Here is an 18036-nt window from a genome sequence, read left to right on the forward strand (position 1 = left end):
CAAATCCGTCCCGTTTGAAGAACTGGCATCCGTTCCTACCCCAAACTCGTTTATCAACTGGCAACGCGACAGAACCGATTGTTTACCGTATTGGAACAAGCACGGGAGAACGTCAAAGCGGTAGCAGCGGGCTCACAAGGGAGCCTGCGCATCGCCGTATCCGACGGCGCGATTGATCCTCGGCTGTCGGCGTTCCTGGCCCATTGTCGCGAGGAAGAGCCGGAGATCGAGATTCGCCTGTCCGAAGTGCCCTTGGCCGAGCAAGTGCGAGGACTCCGATCAGGCGACTTCACCATCGGATTTGCGCACGCTGCCGATGTGGGCGAAGGCATCGTGGCCGAAACAATCTGGCAGGATCCATTGGTGGTCGCGATGCCTCCTAGGCACCCGCTGTTGTCGCACAAGAAGATTCCCCTGCACGAACTCGCCTGCCATCCTCTGGTGCTGTGCAACCCACAGGTATGCGAAGGCTACTGCCGTGAACTGGCCCGGCTCTTGCGGCCGCTGGAACGTGAACCCAACGTCGCTGAGCAGGTGTCTTCGCTCGACATGATGCTCACCTTGGTTGGCGCAGGCTATGGTGTCGGCTTCACAACCGCGGCCAGGATCGCAGTCAGCCAGCGTCCTGATGTCGTAGTCCGTCCCCTGGCCGTTGATTCGGCGGTGATCACCACCTATCTGCTTCGGCCCGATAGCGACGACTTGCCGGAGGCGCTGGAGCGATTTATCGTGCGCCTGCGCGAACACTCGGGTGACTGAGGGAAGGTGCTGCCCTTCGGAACGCTCGATCTCAGGCCTCGGTTGGATTGCGAAGATTGCTTTCCGTTGCCGCGATCAATTCGGCCGCACTGATCTTGAGCGCCATGGAAATTTTAAGTATGAGGGGGAGCGTGGGTACATGCTCGCCACGCTCGATCTTGCCCATGTGCGAGCGCGAAATGCCTGCCAGGGCTGCGAACTCGTCTTGAGCGATTGCTTGAGCGACACGCGCTGCGCGTACGGCCTGCCCAAACGCCATTGCTGGAGCGGACTCATACGTAGATGTGCCAGCGGGACGACCTGGCTGAATAGTGGGCTTCTGCATCAGCAGAAGCGTCGAATAATCCGCAAAAATTAACCACGTTAAAGTTATAGACGTTAAACTTCACTCTATTAATTCATGTTGGCTGAACCTGATCTGCTTTTTCGCTTTTATAGGCTCACATGCCCACCGTCATCAGCCAACCTCCCCATCTCAGGCTTGCGATAGCGCCAGGCGTAACGTCATCGAGGCTTTCGGACCTGCTTGCGCTCCAACGCGCCGAAGAGCCAGAGGTCACCATAGCGCTCCTTGAGGTCAGAGGTGACGAGATTCTTGCGGGACTGAAGGATGGCCATTACGACGCAGCGATGTCGCTTCAAGGAGCGACCGATTCGGCTCTCCATACACAACCCTTGTGGATCGAGCACATGGCAGTTGCTATGCCGTTGCGATCCTCCTTGATGGATCACGCCAAGCTCGCGATCGCCGATTTGCTGGATCACCCTGTCTTCCGCTGGCAGGCAGAGAGTTGCCCTTTGCTGGATCAGCGGTTGTCTTCACTTCCTGCGGTGAGGCAGCAGAGCACGCAGTACGTGGCTTCCTTCGAGATGCTGGCGCTCAAGGTCGCCGCAGGCTATGGCGTGGGAATCTCTACGCAATCGCGCATCGAGCGCGCTCACGGATGGGGACTCAGTATGCGATCGCTCGCCGACGGCCCCTACGAGGTCGTGACGTACCTCCAGCGGCCCTACGTACAAGCCACTCCGGCGACCGAGCGGTTCGAGCGCAGAGCGCTGCAGGTTGCAGTTACGATCTGATAGTGACAGGCGAGGCGGGCGCGATCAGCACACTGTCCTGAACCGGCTGCGGTACTCGGCCGGCGTGGTGCCCAGGGTCCTGCGGAATGCGCGGTTGAGCGCGTCAGTGGTATTGAAGCCGCAGGTTGTGGCAATCCGTTCAAGCGGTTCGTCGGTGGTTTCCAACCGATTGCGCGCCATCTCCACGCGCACCGATTCAATGTAAGCGGCCGGCGTCATGTTCAATTCCGTCTTGAAGATGCGGGTCAGTTGCCGATCGCTTACATGTGCCTGTTCGGCCAGTTCCGCGATGCTCATGGGCTTACCGATGCAGCGCATGATGTAGTGGCGCAGCGCATCCATGCGCCGGGTCTTGGACGCCGGTTCCAGCGAGGCACTGAATTGGCTTTGCCCACTCGGGCGCTTTAGGAACATCACCAGTTGGCGCGCCACGCGCAGCGCCAACCGCTCGCCGAAGTCATCGGCGACCAAAGCCAAGGCCAGGTCCAGACAGGCGGTCAGGCCGGCGCCGGTCCAGACATCACGGTCGCGGATGAAGATCGGGTCGGCATCCACCTTGACCTCCGGGTGCTCGTCAGCGAGTTGTTGCGCGGTGGACCAATGTGTGGTGACACGACGGCCTTCGAGCAGGCCTGCCGCAGCCAGGACATGCGCGCCCACGCACACGGACGCGAGGCGTCGGGTATGGCCTGCAAGCGCCCTCACAGATACCACCACCGAAGGCGCTACGACGGCGCGCACGCGTCGCTGCGCATCGACCTCGACCGCGCCCGGCACCACGAGGGTGTCGATCCTACGGGGGGCGAGGTCGGCGAATGTCGTATCGGGCAGTACACGCACACCGGCCGAAGTCATGACGGGCGCAAGCGTCGCAGCCGCCAACACCACCTCGTAGCCCGTCGGCTCGTCCATCTCGCGCTGAAGAAGTGAGAACACCTCGGCCGGACCGGTCACGTCCAGCAGATAGACGTGCTCGAACAGCACCATGACGATGAGGCGCTTGATGTTTGCCATGCTGCAAGCTCCGTGGGTGCCCGCGCACCGCAATGTCTGAATCTACATGTTAGATGACATTGCCGACATTCCGCTGCGCTTCTAGCATGACGAGGCGGTCATTTCTGATGGCCGGATCCTCCATTTCCCATTCAAGGAAGTACAACCATGAACTCCTCGACCACGCTGCGCCAGCTCAACGGACTGGACCCCACACCGGCCACGTTAGACGGTGCCACCTTGATCCTCGTGGACTACCAGAACACCTACACGCGCGGCGTCATGGAACTGGCCGGCTGGCAGCCGGCGCTGGCTTCGGCATCTGAACTGTTGACCCGGGCGCGCGCCGCCGGCACCAACAGCATCCATGTCGTTCACGATGGTGGAGAGGGCTCGCCCTACGACCTCGCCGCCAAGATCGGCAGATTCATCCCGCCGTCGCGCCGCTGTCCAACGAGCCCGTGGTCGTCAAGACGGCGCCCAATGCATTCGTCGGCACCGATTTGGGCGAGCGCGTTGAGGCGGCCGGTAACAAACAGGTCATCGTCATGGGATTAATGACTCACATGTGCGTGACGTTCACCGCCGAGGGTGCGTTTCTACGCGGCAACCAGCCCACCGTGGTGGCCGATGCATGCGCGACGCGGCCCATCCGAAGGGGCGTGGTGAATGTGTCGGCCGAGGTGCTGCATGAGGGCGCGTTGGCGACGATTGCCGATCTGTACGCCGTCGTGGTGCGCTCGGGCACATCGTTGCAATAAGGCGAAATGCAGTGGTCAGCGACAGGAATGGTGCCGCTGGCCACGGTACCGTCGAACCTCGGATTACGCCGTCTCAAGCATCGCAGCGCTGTCCACCAGCCGACGAACGCTCTGCTGGACGTCCTCGGGGATGAGCCTCGGCGGCAAGCCAGCCTCAGACGCACCTGTCTGCTGGTGGGTGGCCGCGATGACCCGGACGACCATGCCCAGATTGCTTGGCGTCACGATGTCGATGGCGGCACGATCACCCAGGTCCGGATGTGGCCGGGTGAGCATGCGATACAGATCCCACGAGTCCGCCCGCGGACATTGATTCATGAGCACCTGAGCCAGCTTGTGCTTGAGCGGCACCAGTTGCCAGTCGGGAACCCGCTGCCCCCGATTGCCCAGGCTGATGGACAGTAGCTTGCCGGCTTTCAGCTCCCGGTTGATCTGGTCCTTGGACTTTCCGGCCAGCTTGCCGAACAGCGGCACCGGCAGATTGTTCGGCGACTCGTACATGGCCAGCATTTCCTCGCGCTCCCGCTGGATTGCGGAGACTTCCGGCTCCGGAGCATGCGTCGGCGGTGGCGGCACCTGCGACAGCCGCTGGAACGTGATCTCGCCACTGTTCGGGGTCACGACGATGGGCGTGGCCACCATCGGCGGGACGCCAGGGGAAGCGGGCTCGGCCACCATGGGGACCGCGTCCACCACGTCCTCAGTTTCCGCCATCGCCGGCACCCCGTCGATACGCATCGTCAGATGCGCGCTGGCCGCTTCCACTTGGCCCTGTTCGAGCAGATCGAGACGATCCGCCCAGTCCTGCATCATCCGGCGGCGCGGCTCAACATACTTGGCGTGGTTGTAGGCCGAACTCACCTTGTTCGGGTCCGAGTGCGAAAGCTGCGCGTCCACCCAAATCTTGGGATAGCCGATCTCGTTGAGCGCCGTCGAGATGGTTCCGCGGATGCCGTGACCGGTCAGTTGATCCTTGTAGCCCATTCGTTTCAAGGCCGCGTTGAGGGTGTTCTCGCTGATGCGCTTCTTGAGTTCGCTGCGGTGCGTGAGCAGATGGACCTGAGCCGGCCTCATCACACCCAACAGGTAGCGCACGATCTCGATGGCCTGCACGGACAACGGCACGATGTAGGGCGGAACGTCCTGCGGGCGCTTGCCGGCCTTGCGCATCTCGTCCTGGAGTTGCTTGACGATCTGCGGCGGGATGATCCACAGGCCACGGTCGAGATCGAACTGGTCCGGGGTCGCCAGCCGCAGCTCGCCGGTACGCACGCCGGTCAGGAACAGCAGCCGGATGCCGAGTTGGGTCTGCCAACCACGAGGGTTGTAGAGCCTGAGCTTGTGCAGGAACTCGGGAAGCTCCGGAAGATGCAGGTAGGGGTTGTGGTTCACCGGGGGCTTGGGCTCGGCCACCACGTCCAGGTCGGAGGCCGGATTGGCTTCCAGCCCCTCCACGATGACGAGGGCATAGCGGAACAACTGCCCCAGCCAGGTGCGGACCTTCTCGGCAGTGGTGAACGCCTTGCGCTCCTCGATCCTCGCCAGGACGCCCAGGAGTTGGGGCCGGCGAATGTCGTAGATCGACATCTGCTTGAGGCTAGGCAGCACGTCCTTGTTGAAGATCCGCAGGATCTGCGACAGCGTGCTGTTCCTGCCCTCCTTGATTTCCTTGCGGCGATGCTCGACCCACGCATCGAAGACGGCCTTGAAGGTGTAGTCGGCCGCAAGCTTGACCGCGTGTCGCTTCTGTTTCCGATCGGTATGGGGGTTGACGCCCTTTGCCAGAAGCGCCCGGGCTTCGTCGCGCAAGGTGCGCGCTTCGCGCAAACCGATCTCGGGGTAGTTCCCCAGGGAGATGCGCTTTTGCTTGCCGAGCCAGTAATAGCGCAAATGCCACGACTTGCCGCCGGTGCGGGCGACCACCAGGCCGAGGCCATCGGTGTCGGGGATGCTGTAGGTTTTCTCGGCGGCCTTGGCTTGCCGCACGGTCAGATCAGAGAGTGTCATCATCAAGCTCCTAAGTCTTGGACTTAGGCCCGATGCTGCTTGTCATCCCGATCCAACCCCAGCAACAACCCGGAACCGGCACGACCCGCATTCTTTGGCCTTGTTTTTGGCCTCAAAAATGGTGGCTGTCAGTGGACTTCCGTGGCTTTCGCTGGAATGAAAAAAGGAGCCGAAGCTCCTCTTTTCAATGACTTACAGACGTCAGTGGAAGTCTGTAGATCATAAATTGGAGCGGGAAACGAGGTTCGAACTCGCGACCTCAACCTTGGCAAGGTTGCGCTCTACCAACTGAGCTATTCCCGCGTTTTCTGCAGTTCTTGCGTTCTGCAGAAGCTAGAAGTATAGCGAAAAAATCGGGGCCTTTTCAAGGGCCCGCAATTTTTTCAGTGCTTCACCGCGTCGGTTTCGCCCGCGGCCGCGCGCACCGACGCCGCCGCGATCTGCGCCGCGACTTCTTCGTCCGTGAGCGGCACCGGCTGACGCTCCAGCGCGATGGACAACACCTTGTCGATCCATTTCACCGGCACGATCTGCAGGCCTTCCTTGACGTTGTCGGGGATCTCCGCGAGGTCCTTGACGTTCTCTTCGGGGATGATCACCGTCTTGATGCCACCGCGCAGCGCGGCCAGCAGTTTCTCTTTCAGGCCACCGATGGCCGTGACCTCGCCGCGCAGCGTGATCTCACCCGTCATGGCCACGTCGGCGCGCACCGGAATGCCCGTGAGCGCGGACACCAGCGCGGTCGTCATCGCGGCGCCCGCACTCGGGCCGTCCTTGGGCGTGGCGCCGTCGGGCACGTGGATGTGGATGTCGCGCTTGTCGAACATCTCGTCCTTGATGCCCAGCACGCGGGCGCGGCTGCGCACCACGGTGCGCGCAGCTTCCACGGACTCCTTCATCACGTCGCCCAGCGAACCGGTGCGTGTGGTGACACCCTTGCCGGGCATGATGGCCACTTCGATGGTGAGCAGATCGCCCCCCACCTCGGTCCACGCCAGGCCCACCACCTGGCCCACCTGGTTCTGCTGCTCGGCCCGGCCGTAGCTGTACTTGCGCACACCCAGGAACTCGCTGAGGTTGTCCGCTGTCACCAGCACCGTGGGCGTGAACTTCTTGAGCAGCAGGCCCTTGACCACCTTGCGGCAGATCTTGGAGAGCTCGCGCTCCAGCGAGCGCACGCCGGCTTCGCGGGTGTAGTAGCGCACGATGTCGCGCACCGCGTCCTCGCGCACTTCGACCTCGCCGTCCTTGATGCCGTTGTTCTTGATCTGCTTGGGCAGCAGATAGCGCATGGCGATGTTGGTCTTCTCGTCCTCGGTGTAGCCCGAGAGGCGGATGACCTCCATGCGGTCCAGCAGCGCCGGCGGGATGTTCATCGAGTTCGAAGTCGCCACGAACATCACGTCGGACAGGTCGTAGTCGACCTCGACGTAGTGGTCGCCGAAGGTGTGGTTCTGCTCGGGGTCGAGCACCTCGAGCAGCGCGCTGGACGGGTCACCACGGAAGTCGGTGCCGAGCTTGTCGATCTCGTCGAGCAAGAACAGCGGGTTGCGCGTGCCCACCTTCGTGAGGCTTTGCAGCACCTTGCCCGGCATGGCGCCGATGTAGGTGCGGCGGTGGCCGCGAATTTCGGCCTCGTCGCGCATGCCACCCAGGGCCATGCGCACGTACTTGCGACCCGTGGCCTTGGCGACGGACTGGCCCAGCGAGGTTTTGCCCACGCCCGGCGGGCCCACGAGGCACAGGATGGGCGCCTTGACCTTGTCCACGCGCTGCTGCACCGCGAGATATTCGAGGATGCGGTCTTTCACGCGTTCGAGGCCGTAGTGGTCCTCGTTCAGCACGGCCTCGGCGTGCGCCAGGTCGTGTTTGATCTTGGTCTTCTTGCTCCAGGGCAGGCCGACCAGCACGTCGATGTAGTTGCGCACCACCGTGGCCTCAGCCGACATGGGCGACATGAGCTTGAGCTTCTTGAGCTCGCCCTCGGCCTTCTTGCGCGCGTCGGCGGGCATGCGCGCCGCCTTGATCTTCTTCTCGATCTCCTCGACGTCGGCTCCCTCTTCGCCCTCGCCAAGCTCCTTCTGGATCGCCTTGACCTGCTCGTTGAGGTAGAAGTCGCGCTGGTTCTTCTCCATCTGGCGCTTCACGCGCCCGCGGATCTTCTTGTCGACGTTGAGGATGTCGACTTCGCGCTCGAGTTGCTCGAAGAGGTTTTCCAGGCGCTTGATGACCGGGTCGAGGTCGAGCACGACCTGCTTGGACTCGAGCTTGAGCGGGAGGTGCGCCGCGATGGTGTCGGCGAGACGGCCCGGGTCGTCGATGCTGGAGATGGAGGTGAGGATCTCCGACGGGATCTTCTTGTTGAGCTTGACGTATTGGTCGAACTGCTGCATCACCGCGCGACGCAGTGCCTCCAGTTCGTTGGCTGCCACTTCCGCGCGCTCGTTCGCCGGGTCGATGGGCGACACGTTGGCCACGAAGTGCGTCTCGCCATCATTGATGGACAACACCTTGGCGCGCTGTACGCCTTCCACCAGCACCTTCACAGTGCCGTCGGGCAGCTTGAGCATCTGCAGGATGGTGGCGACGCAGCCCATCTCGAACATGTCCTCGGGCGAGGGTTCGTCCTTGGCAGCGGCCTTCTGTGCCACCAGCATGATGCGGCGCTCCGATTCCATCGCCGCCTCGAGCGCCTTGATGCTCTTGGGCCGGCCGACGAACAGCGGGATCACCATGTGGGGGAACACCACCACGTCGCGCAGAGGCAGCAGCGGCAGTTCGACAGGGATACTGGGCAATGGAGTCTGTCCGGACATAGGGGCCTTTCACGCCTGTTTGGCGGCCTCGCGGTACACCAGCAGAGGCGGCTTGTTTTCATCGATGGTGGATTCGTCCACCACGACCTTTTCCACGTTGCTCAGCCCAGGCAGCTCGAACATGGTGTCGATGAGGGCGTTTTCAAGGATGGAGCGCAGGCCGCGCGCGCCCGTCTTGCGCGCCAGGGCCTTGCGGGCAATGGCCTTGAGCGCGGCGGGACGCACCTCCAGTTCGGCGCCCTCCATCGACAGCAGCTTGGAGAACTGCTTGACGACGGCGTTGCGCGGTTGGGTGAGGATGTCGACCAGCGCGTCCTCGCTCAGCTCGGCCAAGGTCGCGATGACCGGCACACGGCCCACCAGTTCGGGAATCAGGCCGAACTTGATCAGGTCCTCGGGCTCGACCTCGCGGAACACCTCGGTGAGGCTGCGTTGCTGCTTGCTGCGCACCGCGGCCGAGAAACCAATGCCTGAAGCCTCGGTGCGGTTCTCGATGATCTTCTCGAGACCCGCGAAGGCGCCACCGCAGATGAACAGGATGTTGGTGGTGTCGACCTGCAGGAAGTCCTGATTGGGGTGCTTGCGCCCACCCTGCGGCGGCACGCTGGCCATGGTGCCTTCCACGAGCTTGAGCAAAGCCTGCTGAACGCCCTCGCCCGACACGTCGCGGGTGATGGACGGGTTGTCCGACTTGCGCGTGATCTTGTCGATCTCGTCGATGTACACGATGCCCTGTTGGGCGCGCTCGATGTCGTAGTTGCAGCTCTGCAGCAGCTTGGCGACGATGTTCTCGACGTCCTCGCCCACGTAGCCGGCCTCGGTCAGCGTGGTGGCGTCGGCCATCACGAAGGGCACATTGAGCATGCGCGCCATGGTCTGGGCCAGCAGCGTCTTGCCCGAACCGGTGGGGCCGATGAGCAGGATGTTGCTCTTGGCGAGTTCGACCTCGTCCTTGCGCGAGCCCTGCTTGTGGCGCAGGCGCTTGTAGTGGTTGTAAACGGCCACGGCCAACGCGCGCTTGGCGGCGTCCTGGCCGATCACGTAGTTGTCGAGGTTGCCCTTGAGCTGCGCCGGCGTGGGCAGTTCGTCGCCCGAAGCCTTCACCGCTTCGATGCCGGGCAACTCGTCACGGATGATGTCGTTGCAGAGGTCGATGCACTCGTCGCAGATGAACACCGAGGGCCCGGCGATGAGCTTCTTCACCTCGTGCTGACTCTTGCCGCAGAACGAGCAATACAGCGCTTTTTCGCTGGAGGCGGCTTTCTTGTCGGCCATGGTTCGGTGTCAGGGAAAAACGGTGTTCAATGATAGTTCATGGTCCGACGGGGCCAAATCCGCGAAAAGGGCAGCAAAAACCGTGTTTGGCCACCCTTTCCGCCGGGTTCAGCTTGCGCTGGGGCGCTTGTCGATGACCTTGTCGATCAGCCCGTATTCGGCTGATTCGGCGGCCGAGAGGTAGTAGTCGCGCTCGGTGTCGCGCTCGATCTTCTCGAGCGGCTGGCCGGTGCGTTCGGCCAGGATCTTGTTGAGCTGCTCGCGGGTCTTGAGGATCTCGCGCGCGTGGATCTCGATTTCCGTGGCCTGGCCCTGGGTGCCGCCCAGGGGCTGGTGGATCATGACCTTGCTGTTGGGCAGGCTGAAGCGCTTGCCCTTGGTACCGGCGGCCAGCAGGAAGGCACCCATGCTTGCGGCCATGCCCACGCACAGCGTCGACACGTCGGGCTTGATGAAATTCATGGTGTCGAAGATCGCCATGCCGGCGCTGACCGAGCCACCGGGCGAGTTGATGTAGAACGAGATGTCCTTGTCGGGGTTCTCGCTTTCCAGGAACAGCAACTGGGCAACGATGAGGTTGGCCGACTGGTCGTTCACCGGCCCGACCAGGAAGACCACGCGCTCCTTCAGCAGGCGCGAGTAGATGTCGTAGGCGCGCTCGCCACGGCCCGATTGTTCGATGACCATGGGCACCATGCCCAGGCCTTGGATATCCATGACGCTCATGAGGGTCTCCGAGTGAGTCCGTACGGGTTCAAAACACAATGGCCCAACTGTAACCAACCCCGAAGGCCACTTTTGACGGTGGGGCCATGGCGTTGATCGGCTGGACGCAAGTGCCCAGATGGGGGGTCGAATGGCAAAAAAAAGAGGCGGATCGCTCCGCCCCCTCCTTCAGGATGCGTGGCACCCGATCAGGCCTGGGCCATCAGTTCGTCGAAGCTCACGGCCTTGTCGCTGACCTGAGCCTTGGACAGCACGAAGTCGGTGACGTTGTTCTCGATCACGATGGCTTCAACCTCGGCCAGGCGGCGGTTGTCCGACTGGTACCAGCGAACCACGTCGGCGGGCTTCTCGTAAGAGGCGGCGAGTTCGTCGATGTGGGCCTTGATCTGCTCGGGCTTGGCGTGCAGTTCGTTCAGCTTCACCAGTTCGGCCACCACCAGGCCCAGGCGCACGCGACGCTCGGCCTGCGGACGGAACAACTCGTCGGGGATGGGGGCCTTGTCGGCGTCCTTGATGCCGCGCTGCTTGAGGTCGGCACGGGCGCCTTCGACCAGGCGGTCCAACTCGGCCTGCACCACGGACTTGGGCAGGTCCAGCTCCGCCACGCCCACCAGGGCGTCCATCACGGCCGCCTTGTTGCGGCCCTGCAGGCGGAACTTGACCTCGCGCTCCAGGTTCTTGCGGATGTCGGCGCGCAGGCCATCGACGCTGCCGTCGGCCACGCCCAGCGACTTGGCCAGGGCTTCGTCCACGGCGGGCAGGTTGGCCTGCTCGATCTTCTTCACGGTGACCAGGAAGTCGGCGGTTTTACCGGCCACGTCCTTGCCGTGGTAGTCCTCCGGGAAGGCCAGGGGGAAGGTCTTGCTCTCGCCGCTCTTCATGCCGCGCACGGCGTCTTCGAATTCCTTGAGCATCTGCCCATCGCCAACGATGAACTGGAAGGCCTCGGCCTTGCCGCCCTCGAAGGGCTCGCCGTCGATCTTGCCTTCGAAGTCGATGGTGACGCGGTCGCCATCCTGGGCGGCCTGGTCTTGCGCGCGCTGCGCGAAGGTGCGGCGCTGCTTGCGCAGGATGTCCAGCGTGCGGTCGATGGCCGCGTCGTCCACCTCGGCGGAGAGCTTCTCGACCTTGGCTCCGGCGAGGTCGCCGATCTTGACCTCGGGGTAAACCTCGAACACCGCGTCGAAGGCCAACTGGCCTTCAGGCGCGCCTTCCTTCTCGGTGATGCGCGGCTGGCCGGCCACGCGCAGTTGCGCTTCGTTGGCGGCGCTGGCGAAGGCCTCGCCCACCTTGTCGTTCATGACCTCGTAGTGCACCGAGTAGCCGTAGCGCTGGGCCACGACGTTCATCGGCACCTTGCCGGGACGGAAGCCGTCCATCTTGACGTCGCGCGCGATGCGCTTGAGGCGCGCGGCGACTTCGTTCTGGATGACGTCGGCGGGCAACGTGAGCGTGATCTTGCGCTCGAGCTTCTCCAGGGTTTCAACGGTCACGGTCATGGTGTTCTCCAAGGGAAGGCCGGCCGTTCGGGCCGACGCGGGGCGTATCGGGATTCCGTGGGGCTGGTGCGCGGGGGGGGACTCGAACCCCCACACCATTGCTGGCGTCAGGACCTAAACCTGGTGCGTCTACCAATTTCGCCACCCGCGCGCCGGGAGGGTGTCTGGCGCCGCCGGATTGAGGCCCGGCGGGGCGGGTAGCCCACTCACGGAAACCCGCGATTGTAGCGGTTGGATGAACCTCGAAAGGCCTTGGATCAGGCCGACAGACGACGGCGCAGCGCGCGGATGGCGCTGCCCGGCGTGGTGAGCACCGGCAGACCGGTGGCCGCCTGCACGGCCGACGCCGAACGGGCCAGGCTGAACTGCGCCAGCGCGATGAGCGCGCATCCCTCTGCCTGCAGCCGCTTCGCCGCCTCGACCGCCAGCGCGTCGTGGCGCGCGGCGTCACCCGCGTTCAGCGCCTCGAGCGCGCCCTCAGCCAGCGCGGTGCGCAGCGGCACGCCGGACGGAAACTCCGGCGGCATGGACTGCAACGTAGGGCCGAAGGTGGCCAGCAGCCCGATGGGCCCGCCCAGCCGGGCGGCTTCGGCCACGGCCTCGTCCACCATGGCCTCGTTGGGCTTGAGCACCGGCAGGTGCGGCCGGCGCGCCGCCGCGGCCTCGATGCAAGGCCCGAAGGCCGAGCACGTGAACAGGATGCCCTGTGCGCCCGTGGACTCGGCGTAGGCCGTGAGCGTCTCGAAGCGCGCGTACATGGAAGCGTCCAACCCCCTGCCCTCGCGCGCCAGATCAGCCGAGAGGCTGTCGTCGAGCAGGTTCATGCGAATGGCCTCGGGCCAGTCGTGCGCCATCGCTTCGTTGATGGGCGCGACCGAATGGGCCAGCGCGTGGATCAGCGCGATGCGGACAGCCATCAGGCGACGGCGGGCTTGAGGCCCGGCTTCATGCGCCGGCCCTGGCTCCACCACACCAGCGCGATGAGCAGCAGCGCCGGCAGGTAGAACCACTGCGGCGTCGGGCGATCGCTGGGCACGAGCACCTCTTTCACGTCCCAGCCCTGCTCGAAACCGGACTTGGCCGCGCGCGAGCCGAACTTGATCGCGCCGATCTGCATCTGGTCGCCCAGGGGCATGAGCTGCAGACCCGCGTCGGACAGGCGCTTGCGGCCGTCCTCACCGGCCTCGCCGAGCTGCACCGCCACTGTCTTGGTGATGTCGTCGCCCTCCAGCGACAGCCCCTGGATGACCATGACCACGCGGTCATGGGCCGGGCGGTCGCGCGCCACGTCGTACACCTTCGCCGGCGAGACGCTCTGATTGGGCGCATAGAGGCGGTCCATGAAGGCGTCCGGGCGGAACAGCAGCACCACGGCGATGGCCAGCAGCACCGTTTCCCACCACCGGTTCTTCACGCGGAACCAGAGCATGGTCACGGCGGCGAAGATCAAGGTGGCAATGGTGCAAGCCAAGATTACGCGGATCAGTTCACCCCAGCCGTGCACGTCGATCAGTAGCAGTTGCGGGTTGAAGATCCAGATGAAAGGCAGGATGACCGTGCGCAGCGCGTACACGGCGCCTTGCACACCCGTGGCGATGGAGTCCTCGCCCGAGATGGCCGCCGCTGCGAAGGTGGCTAGCCCCACGGGTGGTGTGATGTCACCCATGATCCCGTAGTAGAAGACGAACAGGTGCACCGCGATCAGGGGAATGATCAGGCCGCTCTGCGCGCCCAGTTCCACCACCACCGGCGCCATCAGCGTGGCCACCAGCACGTAGTTGGCCGTGGTGGGCACGCCCAGGCCCAGCACCAGGCAGACGAAGGCGATGAACAGCAGCATGGCCATGACGTTGCCTTGCGCCACGAATTCGACGAACTCGGTCATGCGCAGGCCCAGCCCGGTGAGCGTGATGGCGCCCACGATCACGCCGGCCGTGGCCGTTGCCACACCGATGCCGATCATGTTGCGCGAGCCGTCGGTGAAGCCCTGCACGACCGAGTCCCAGCCCTCCTTCCAGGCACCTGGCGCGGACACGCCGCGGAACAGCGCGATCAGCGGCTTCTGCGTGAGCATGAGCACCACCAGCGTGACCACGGCCCAGAAGGCGGACAGCGCGGGCGACATGACCTCGACCATCAGGCACCAGATCAGCACCGCGATGGGCAGGATGTAGTGCAGGCCGGCGCGCACCGTGGGCCAGGTCTGCAGCGGTTTCGGGTTCTCGATGTCGATGTCTTCGGGCAGGTCCTCGCTCTTGGCGGCCTGGTACACCGAGAACAGGTACAGGGCCAGCACCACAGCCGAGACGGCATAGGAAGCGGCCGCGCCGAGCACCGCATTGATGCCCATGATGAGGTAGTAGATCGCACAGACCACGGCGATGCTGCCGCTGATGCCGATGAGGTTGCGCAGCACGCGGATGCGCCAGGGACGTCGCACGGCCTGAACGATGGGGTTCATGCCCAGTTTCAGTGCCTCCAGGTGCACGATGTAGAGCAGGCCGATGTAGGACAGCGTGGCCGGCAGGAAGGCGTGCTTGACGATCTCCGCGTAGGGGATGCCCACGTACTCGACCATCAGGAAGGCGGCCGCGCCCATCACGGGCGGCATGATCTGGCCGTTGACGGAACTCATGGTCTCGATGGCACCGGCCTTGACGCCACCGTAGCCCGCCTTCTTCATGAGGGGGATGGTGAAGATGCCACCCGAGACCACGTTGGACACCGAGCTGCCCGAGATCATGCCGTTGAGGGCCGAGGACACCACGGCCACCTTGGCCGGGCCGCCGCGCAGGTGGCCCAGCGCCGCGAAGCTCACCTGCATCATGTAGTTGCCACCACCCGCACGGTCCAGCAGCGCGCCGAACAGCACGTAGACGAAGATGGTGCCGGCCGACACACCCAGGGCGATGCCAAACACGCCTTCGGTGGTGAGCCACATGTGCGAGAGCAGGCGGTTGAGCGAGGCGCCCTTGTGCGCCAGCACCTCGGGCAGCCAGGGGCCCAGCATGCTGTAGGCGATGAAAATCACCGCCAGCGCCGCCATGGGCCAGCCCACCGCGCGGCGCGTGGCCTCCAGCAGCAGCACCAGGCCGATGGTGGCCACCACGATGTCCATGGTGTTGGGTGTGCCGGGGCGCGTGGCCAGCTCGGCGTAGAAGATCATGAGGTAGGCCGCCGCGAAGGCGCCCGCGATCGCGAGCACCCAGTCGGCGATTGGCACATAGGCGCGTGGCGAGCGCTTGAAGGCCGGCCAGGCCGCGAAGGCCAGGAACAGTGCGAAGGCCAGGTGGATGGCGCGCGCCTCGGTGTCGTTGAGGATGCCGAAGCCCAGCTCGAACGGCAGGGGCGAGGCATACCAGAACTGAAACAGCGCCCACAGCAGGGACACGGTGAAGATGATGCCGGCGGTGATACCGCTGGGCTTGCGGCCGCCGGTGTCGCTGTCGGCGACGAGCTGCTGCAAGGCTTCGGGCGCTTTTTCGATGTCGGTGCTCATGGTGCGCGCTCCGGGAATGAAAAAAGAAACAGGGACGGTCAAAAAAAAATGGCGAAGCAAACTTCGCCATGTGTGAAGGGTCGGGGCCCGTTTCCACCCGGGAATGGGCCCCTCACATTACTTGATCCAGCCCTTTTCCTTGTAGAAGCGGGCCGCGCCTTCGTGCAGCGGCGCGCTCAGGCCGTCCTTGACCATGTTTTCAGCACTCAGGTTGGCCAGCGCGGGGTGCAGCTTCTTGAACTCGTCAAAGTTGTCGAACACTGCCTTGACCACGGCGTACACCGTGTCGGCCGGGGTCTTGCTGGAGGCGACGACCGTGGCCATCACGCCGTAGGTATTGGTGGGCTGCGGATTGTTGGGGTACAGGCCGCCCGGCACGGTCACCTTGGCGTAGTAGGGCTTGTCGGCCACCAGCTTGTCCACGGCCGGGCCCGTCAGCGAGACCAGCTTGGCGCCGCAAGAGGTGGTCGGATCCTGGATGTTGGCGCTCGGGTGGCCCACGGCGTAGAAGAAGCCGTCGATCTTGCCGTCGCACAGCGCGGGGCCGTGCTCGTCGGCCTTGAGTTCAGACGCGAGAGAGAAATCGCCCATTTTCCAGCCCATGGCGCCCAGCAGCTCTTCCATGGAAGAGCGCGTGCCCGAACCCGGGTTGCCGACGTTGAATCGCTTGCCCTTGAAGTCCTCGAACTTGGTGATGTTGGCTTCCTTGCGGGCCACGACGGTGAAGGGCTCGGGGTGCACGGCGAAGACGGCACGCAGGTCGCCCACGGCACCGCTGTCCTTGAACTGGCCCACGCCTTTGGTCGCGTTGAACTGCACGTCGGACTGGGTGAAGCCCATGTCGAGTTCACCGGCCTTGATGGTGTTCACGTTGAACACAGAACCGCCGGTGGATTCCACCGAGCAGCGGATGCCGTGCTTGGCGCGGTCCTTGTTGACCAGGCGGCAGATGGCGCCACCCGCGGCGTAGTACACGCCGGTCACGCCACCGGTGCCGATGGTCATGAACTTCTGTTGGGCAAAGGCGGGCGCGGCGGGCGCCATCATCGCGACCGATGCGGCCACGGCGCTGAGACAGGCGGTGAGTTTTTTCATGGTGGTTCTCCTGCGGTTCACTGGTGGTTGTTGAAAGGCGTGAGGCTCTTGTGGAACCGTCGCGCGCAGGCCGGAGATGCTAATGCAATCGCCCGGGTTGCCCCTGACGCGACGGCACCGGGTTTACCCCGGGCTGCCATGCAGAGCCGGCATGGCGTCAAACGGTGGCGGGTCTGGGTACCCCGGCCAGTGTCTTGTCGATGGCCTGGCGCAAACGATGCACGATCTGGGCCAGTTCGCCCGGCGTGGAAATGAAGGGGGGCGCCAGCAGGATGTGGTCGCCGCAGCGGCCGTCCACCGAACCGCCAGCGGGATAGCACATCAGCCCTTCCGCCATGGCGGCGCGCTTGATGCGCGCGTGCAGCTTCAATTCCGGGTCGAACCACTGCTTGCTGGCGCGGTCGGCCACCAGCTCGATGCCCCAGAACAGACCGCGGCCGCGCACGTCGCCCACATGGGGGTGATCGCCGAAGCTTTCCTGGAACAGTGCCTGCAATTGCGCACCACGTTCGCGCACCTGCGCGAGCAGGCCGTCGCGCTGGATGACCCGCTGCACCGCGAGCGCCGCCGCGCAGGCCACGGCGTGGCCCAGGTAGGTGTGTCCGTGCTGGAACAGGCCACTGCCCTTGCGGAAGGTCTCCACGATGCGGCTTTGCGCCAGCACCGCGCCGATGGGCTGGTAGCCGCCACCCAGGCCCTTGGCGATGGTGAGCAGGTCGGGCACCACGCCCTCCTGTTCGCAAGCGTGCAGCGTGCCGGTGCGGCCCATGCCGCACATCACCTCGTCCAGGATCAGCAGGATGCCGTGGCGGTCGCAGAGCTCGCGCACGCCCTTGAAATAGCCAGGGACGGGGGTGAGCACGCCCGCCGTGGCACCGCCCACGGTTTCGGCCACGAAGGCGATGACCTTGTCGCCGCCCAGGCGTTCGATGGTGGCCTCCAGCTCCGCCACCAGGCGCTGGCCATATTGCTCCGCGGTTTCATCGGCGTGCTTGTCGCGGTATTCATAGCAGGGCGAGACGTGCTCCACCTCGATCAGCAGCGGCTTGAACTGCTCGCGCCGCCAGGCGTTGCCGCCCACGGCCAGCGCGCCCAGGGTGTTGCCGTGGTAGCTCTGGCGGCGCGCGATGAAGTGCTCACGCTGCGGTTGGCCGATCTCCACGAAGTACTGGCGCGCCATCTTGAGCGCGGCCTCCACGGCCTCGGAGCCGCCACTGACGAAGTACACGTTGCTCATGCCGGCGGGGGCCGTGTCGATCAGGGTGTCGGCCAGTTCCTCGGCCACCGCCGTGGTGAAGAAGCTGGTGTGCGCGTAGGCCAGTTGATCGAGTTGCTGGTGCATGGCCGCGATCACATCCGGGTGGCCATGGCCCAGGCAGGAGACGGCCGCGCCGCCCGAGGCGTCGAGGTAGGTTTTTCCCTGGCTGTCGGTGATCGTGATGCCCTGGCCGCTGACGGCGACGGGCATGTCCTGGAGCAACTGGCGGTGGAAGACGTGGCTGGCTTGCATGGCGGGCGAGCACAAC

At 64.4% G+C, this 18036-nt stretch carries 14 protein-coding genes and 2 tRNA genes; 3 read left to right on the forward strand and 13 right to left on the reverse strand.

What is annotated here, in order from left to right:
• Nucleotides 1–78: 78 nt before the first annotated feature.
• The gene (locus BN948_RS23775; RefSeq protein ID WP_428841497.1) at nt 79–759 is read left to right on the forward strand and encodes a LysR family substrate-binding domain-containing protein; all 681 of its coding nucleotides are present in this window, start codon (nt 79–81) and stop codon (nt 757–759) included.
• Nucleotides 760–790: 31 nt separating this feature from the next.
• On the opposite strand, the gene BN948_RS23780 is transcribed toward BN948_RS23775, so the two are convergent.
• On the reverse strand, nt 791–1084 hold the full coding sequence (locus BN948_RS23780) for a helix-turn-helix domain-containing protein (RefSeq protein ID WP_035624306.1): 294 nt from the start codon (nt 1082–1084) through the stop codon (nt 791–793).
• A gap of 119 nt (nt 1085–1203) precedes the next feature.
• On the opposite strand from BN948_RS23780, the gene BN948_RS23785 reads away from it, so the two are divergent.
• Nucleotides 1204–1839, forward strand: coding sequence for a LysR substrate-binding domain-containing protein (locus BN948_RS23785; protein WP_035624309.1), 636 nt, complete (start codon nt 1204–1206; stop codon nt 1837–1839).
• A gap of 24 nt (nt 1840–1863) precedes the next feature.
• Here the strand turns inward: BN948_RS23785 and BN948_RS23790 are convergent, their stop codons facing one another.
• Entirely contained in the window at nt 1864–2853 is a 990-nt protein-coding gene (locus BN948_RS23790) for a GlxA family transcriptional regulator (RefSeq protein ID WP_009516242.1), read from the reverse strand.
• Nucleotides 2854–3257: 404 nt separating this feature from the next.
• Here BN948_RS23790 and BN948_RS23795 point away from each other — a divergent pair, with 404 nt between their 5' ends.
• A complete protein-coding gene (locus BN948_RS23795; protein WP_244889981.1) occupies nt 3258–3593 on the forward strand; it encodes an isochorismatase family protein in 336 nt (111 codons plus the stop codon).
• A gap of 63 nt (nt 3594–3656) precedes the next feature.
• On the opposite strand, the gene BN948_RS23800 is transcribed toward BN948_RS23795, so the two are convergent.
• The 11 genes from BN948_RS23800 to BN948_RS23850 form a co-directional block, all read right to left on the reverse strand.
• Nucleotides 3657–5600, reverse strand: a complete 1944-nt coding sequence (locus BN948_RS23800; protein WP_009516244.1) for a tyrosine-type recombinase/integrase — start codon at nt 5598–5600, stop codon at nt 3657–3659.
• A gap of 227 nt (nt 5601–5827) precedes the next feature.
• Nucleotides 5828–5903: transfer RNA gene (locus tag BN948_RS23805), tRNA-Gly, on the reverse strand.
• A gap of 80 nt (nt 5904–5983) precedes the next feature.
• The gene (lon, locus tag BN948_RS23810) at nt 5984–8416 is read right to left on the reverse strand and encodes an endopeptidase La (RefSeq protein ID WP_009516245.1); all 2433 of its coding nucleotides are present in this window, start codon (nt 8414–8416) and stop codon (nt 5984–5986) included.
• Between the two features lie 9 nt (nt 8417–8425).
• Complete coding sequence (gene clpX, locus BN948_RS23815; protein WP_009516246.1) at nt 8426–9691, reverse strand: ATP-dependent Clp protease ATP-binding subunit ClpX; 1266 nt, start codon at nt 9689–9691, stop codon at nt 8426–8428.
• A gap of 108 nt (nt 9692–9799) precedes the next feature.
• A complete protein-coding gene (gene clpP, locus BN948_RS23820) occupies nt 9800–10417 on the reverse strand; it encodes an ATP-dependent Clp endopeptidase proteolytic subunit ClpP (protein WP_009516247.1) in 618 nt (205 codons plus the stop codon).
• Between the two features lie 188 nt (nt 10418–10605).
• Nucleotides 10606–11916: a trigger factor gene (gene tig / locus BN948_RS23825; RefSeq protein WP_009516248.1), complete on the reverse strand. Its 1311-nt coding sequence runs from the start codon at nt 11914–11916 to the stop codon at nt 10606–10608.
• A 64-nt stretch (nt 11917–11980) separates the two neighbouring features.
• Nucleotides 11981–12067: transfer RNA gene (locus BN948_RS23830), tRNA-Leu, on the reverse strand.
• Nucleotides 12068–12173: 106 nt separating this feature from the next.
• Nucleotides 12174–12833: an aspartate/glutamate racemase family protein gene (locus BN948_RS23835; protein WP_009516249.1), complete on the reverse strand. Its 660-nt coding sequence runs from the start codon at nt 12831–12833 to the stop codon at nt 12174–12176.
• Nucleotides 12833–15415 carry a TRAP transporter permease gene (locus tag BN948_RS23840; protein ID WP_009516250.1) on the reverse strand — a complete coding sequence of 861 codons (2583 nt, stop codon included), beginning with the start codon at nt 15413–15415 and terminating at the stop codon, nt 12833–12835. Before BN948_RS23840 ends, BN948_RS23835 begins: the two co-directional genes overlap by 1 nt.
• 117 nt (nt 15416–15532) lie before the next feature.
• Nucleotides 15533–16510: a TAXI family TRAP transporter solute-binding subunit gene (locus BN948_RS23845; protein WP_009516251.1), complete on the reverse strand. Its 978-nt coding sequence runs from the start codon at nt 16508–16510 to the stop codon at nt 15533–15535.
• Nucleotides 16511–16667: 157 nt separating this feature from the next.
• Nucleotides 16668–18020 (reverse strand): aspartate aminotransferase family protein, encoded by a 1353-nt coding sequence (locus BN948_RS23850; RefSeq protein WP_009516252.1) that lies wholly within the window; start codon nt 18018–18020, stop codon nt 16668–16670.
• Nucleotides 18021–18036: the final 16 nt, after the last annotated feature.

It is taken from the genome of Hydrogenophaga intermedia (genome assembly GCF_000723405.1).
In the GTDB taxonomy this organism is placed as follows: domain Bacteria; phylum Pseudomonadota; class Gammaproteobacteria; order Burkholderiales; family Burkholderiaceae_C; genus Hydrogenophaga; species Hydrogenophaga intermedia.

Bases quoted from the DNA above. Each gene is read 5' to 3' on its own strand.
- clpP (WP_009516247.1), bottom strand. From the start codon at position 10,417: ATGAGCGTCATGGATATCCAAGGCCTGGGCATGGTGCCCATGGTCATC.
- BN948_RS23785 (WP_035624309.1), top strand. From the start codon at position 1,204: ATGCCCACCGTCATCAGCCAACCTCCCCATCTCAGGCTTGCGATAGCG.
- BN948_RS23780 (WP_035624306.1), bottom strand. From the start codon at position 1,084: ATGCAGAAGCCCACTATTCAGCCAGGTCGTCCCGCTGGCACATCTACG.
- BN948_RS23840 (WP_009516250.1), bottom strand. From the start codon at position 15,415: ATGAGCACCGACATCGAAAAAGCGCCCGAAGCCTTGCAGCAGCTCGTC.
- lon (WP_009516245.1), bottom strand. From the start codon at position 8,416: ATGTCCGGACAGACTCCATTGCCCAGTATCCCTGTCGAACTGCCGCTG.
- clpX (WP_009516246.1), bottom strand. From the start codon at position 9,691: ATGGCCGACAAGAAAGCCGCCTCCAGCGAAAAAGCGCTGTATTGCTCG.
- BN948_RS23790 (WP_009516242.1), bottom strand. From the start codon at position 2,853: ATGGCAAACATCAAGCGCCTCATCGTCATGGTGCTGTTCGAGCACGTC.
- BN948_RS23835 (WP_009516249.1), bottom strand. From the start codon at position 12,833: ATGGCTGTCCGCATCGCGCTGATCCACGCGCTGGCCCATTCGGTCGCG.
- tig (WP_009516248.1), bottom strand. From the start codon at position 11,916: ATGACCGTGACCGTTGAAACCCTGGAGAAGCTCGAGCGCAAGATCACG.
- BN948_RS23850 (WP_009516252.1), bottom strand. From the start codon at position 18,020: ATGCAAGCCAGCCACGTCTTCCACCGCCAGTTGCTCCAGGACATGCCC.
- BN948_RS23845 (WP_009516251.1), bottom strand. From the start codon at position 16,510: ATGAAAAAACTCACCGCCTGTCTCAGCGCCGTGGCCGCATCGGTCGCG.
- BN948_RS23800 (WP_009516244.1), bottom strand. From the start codon at position 5,600: ATGACACTCTCTGATCTGACCGTGCGGCAAGCCAAGGCCGCCGAGAAA.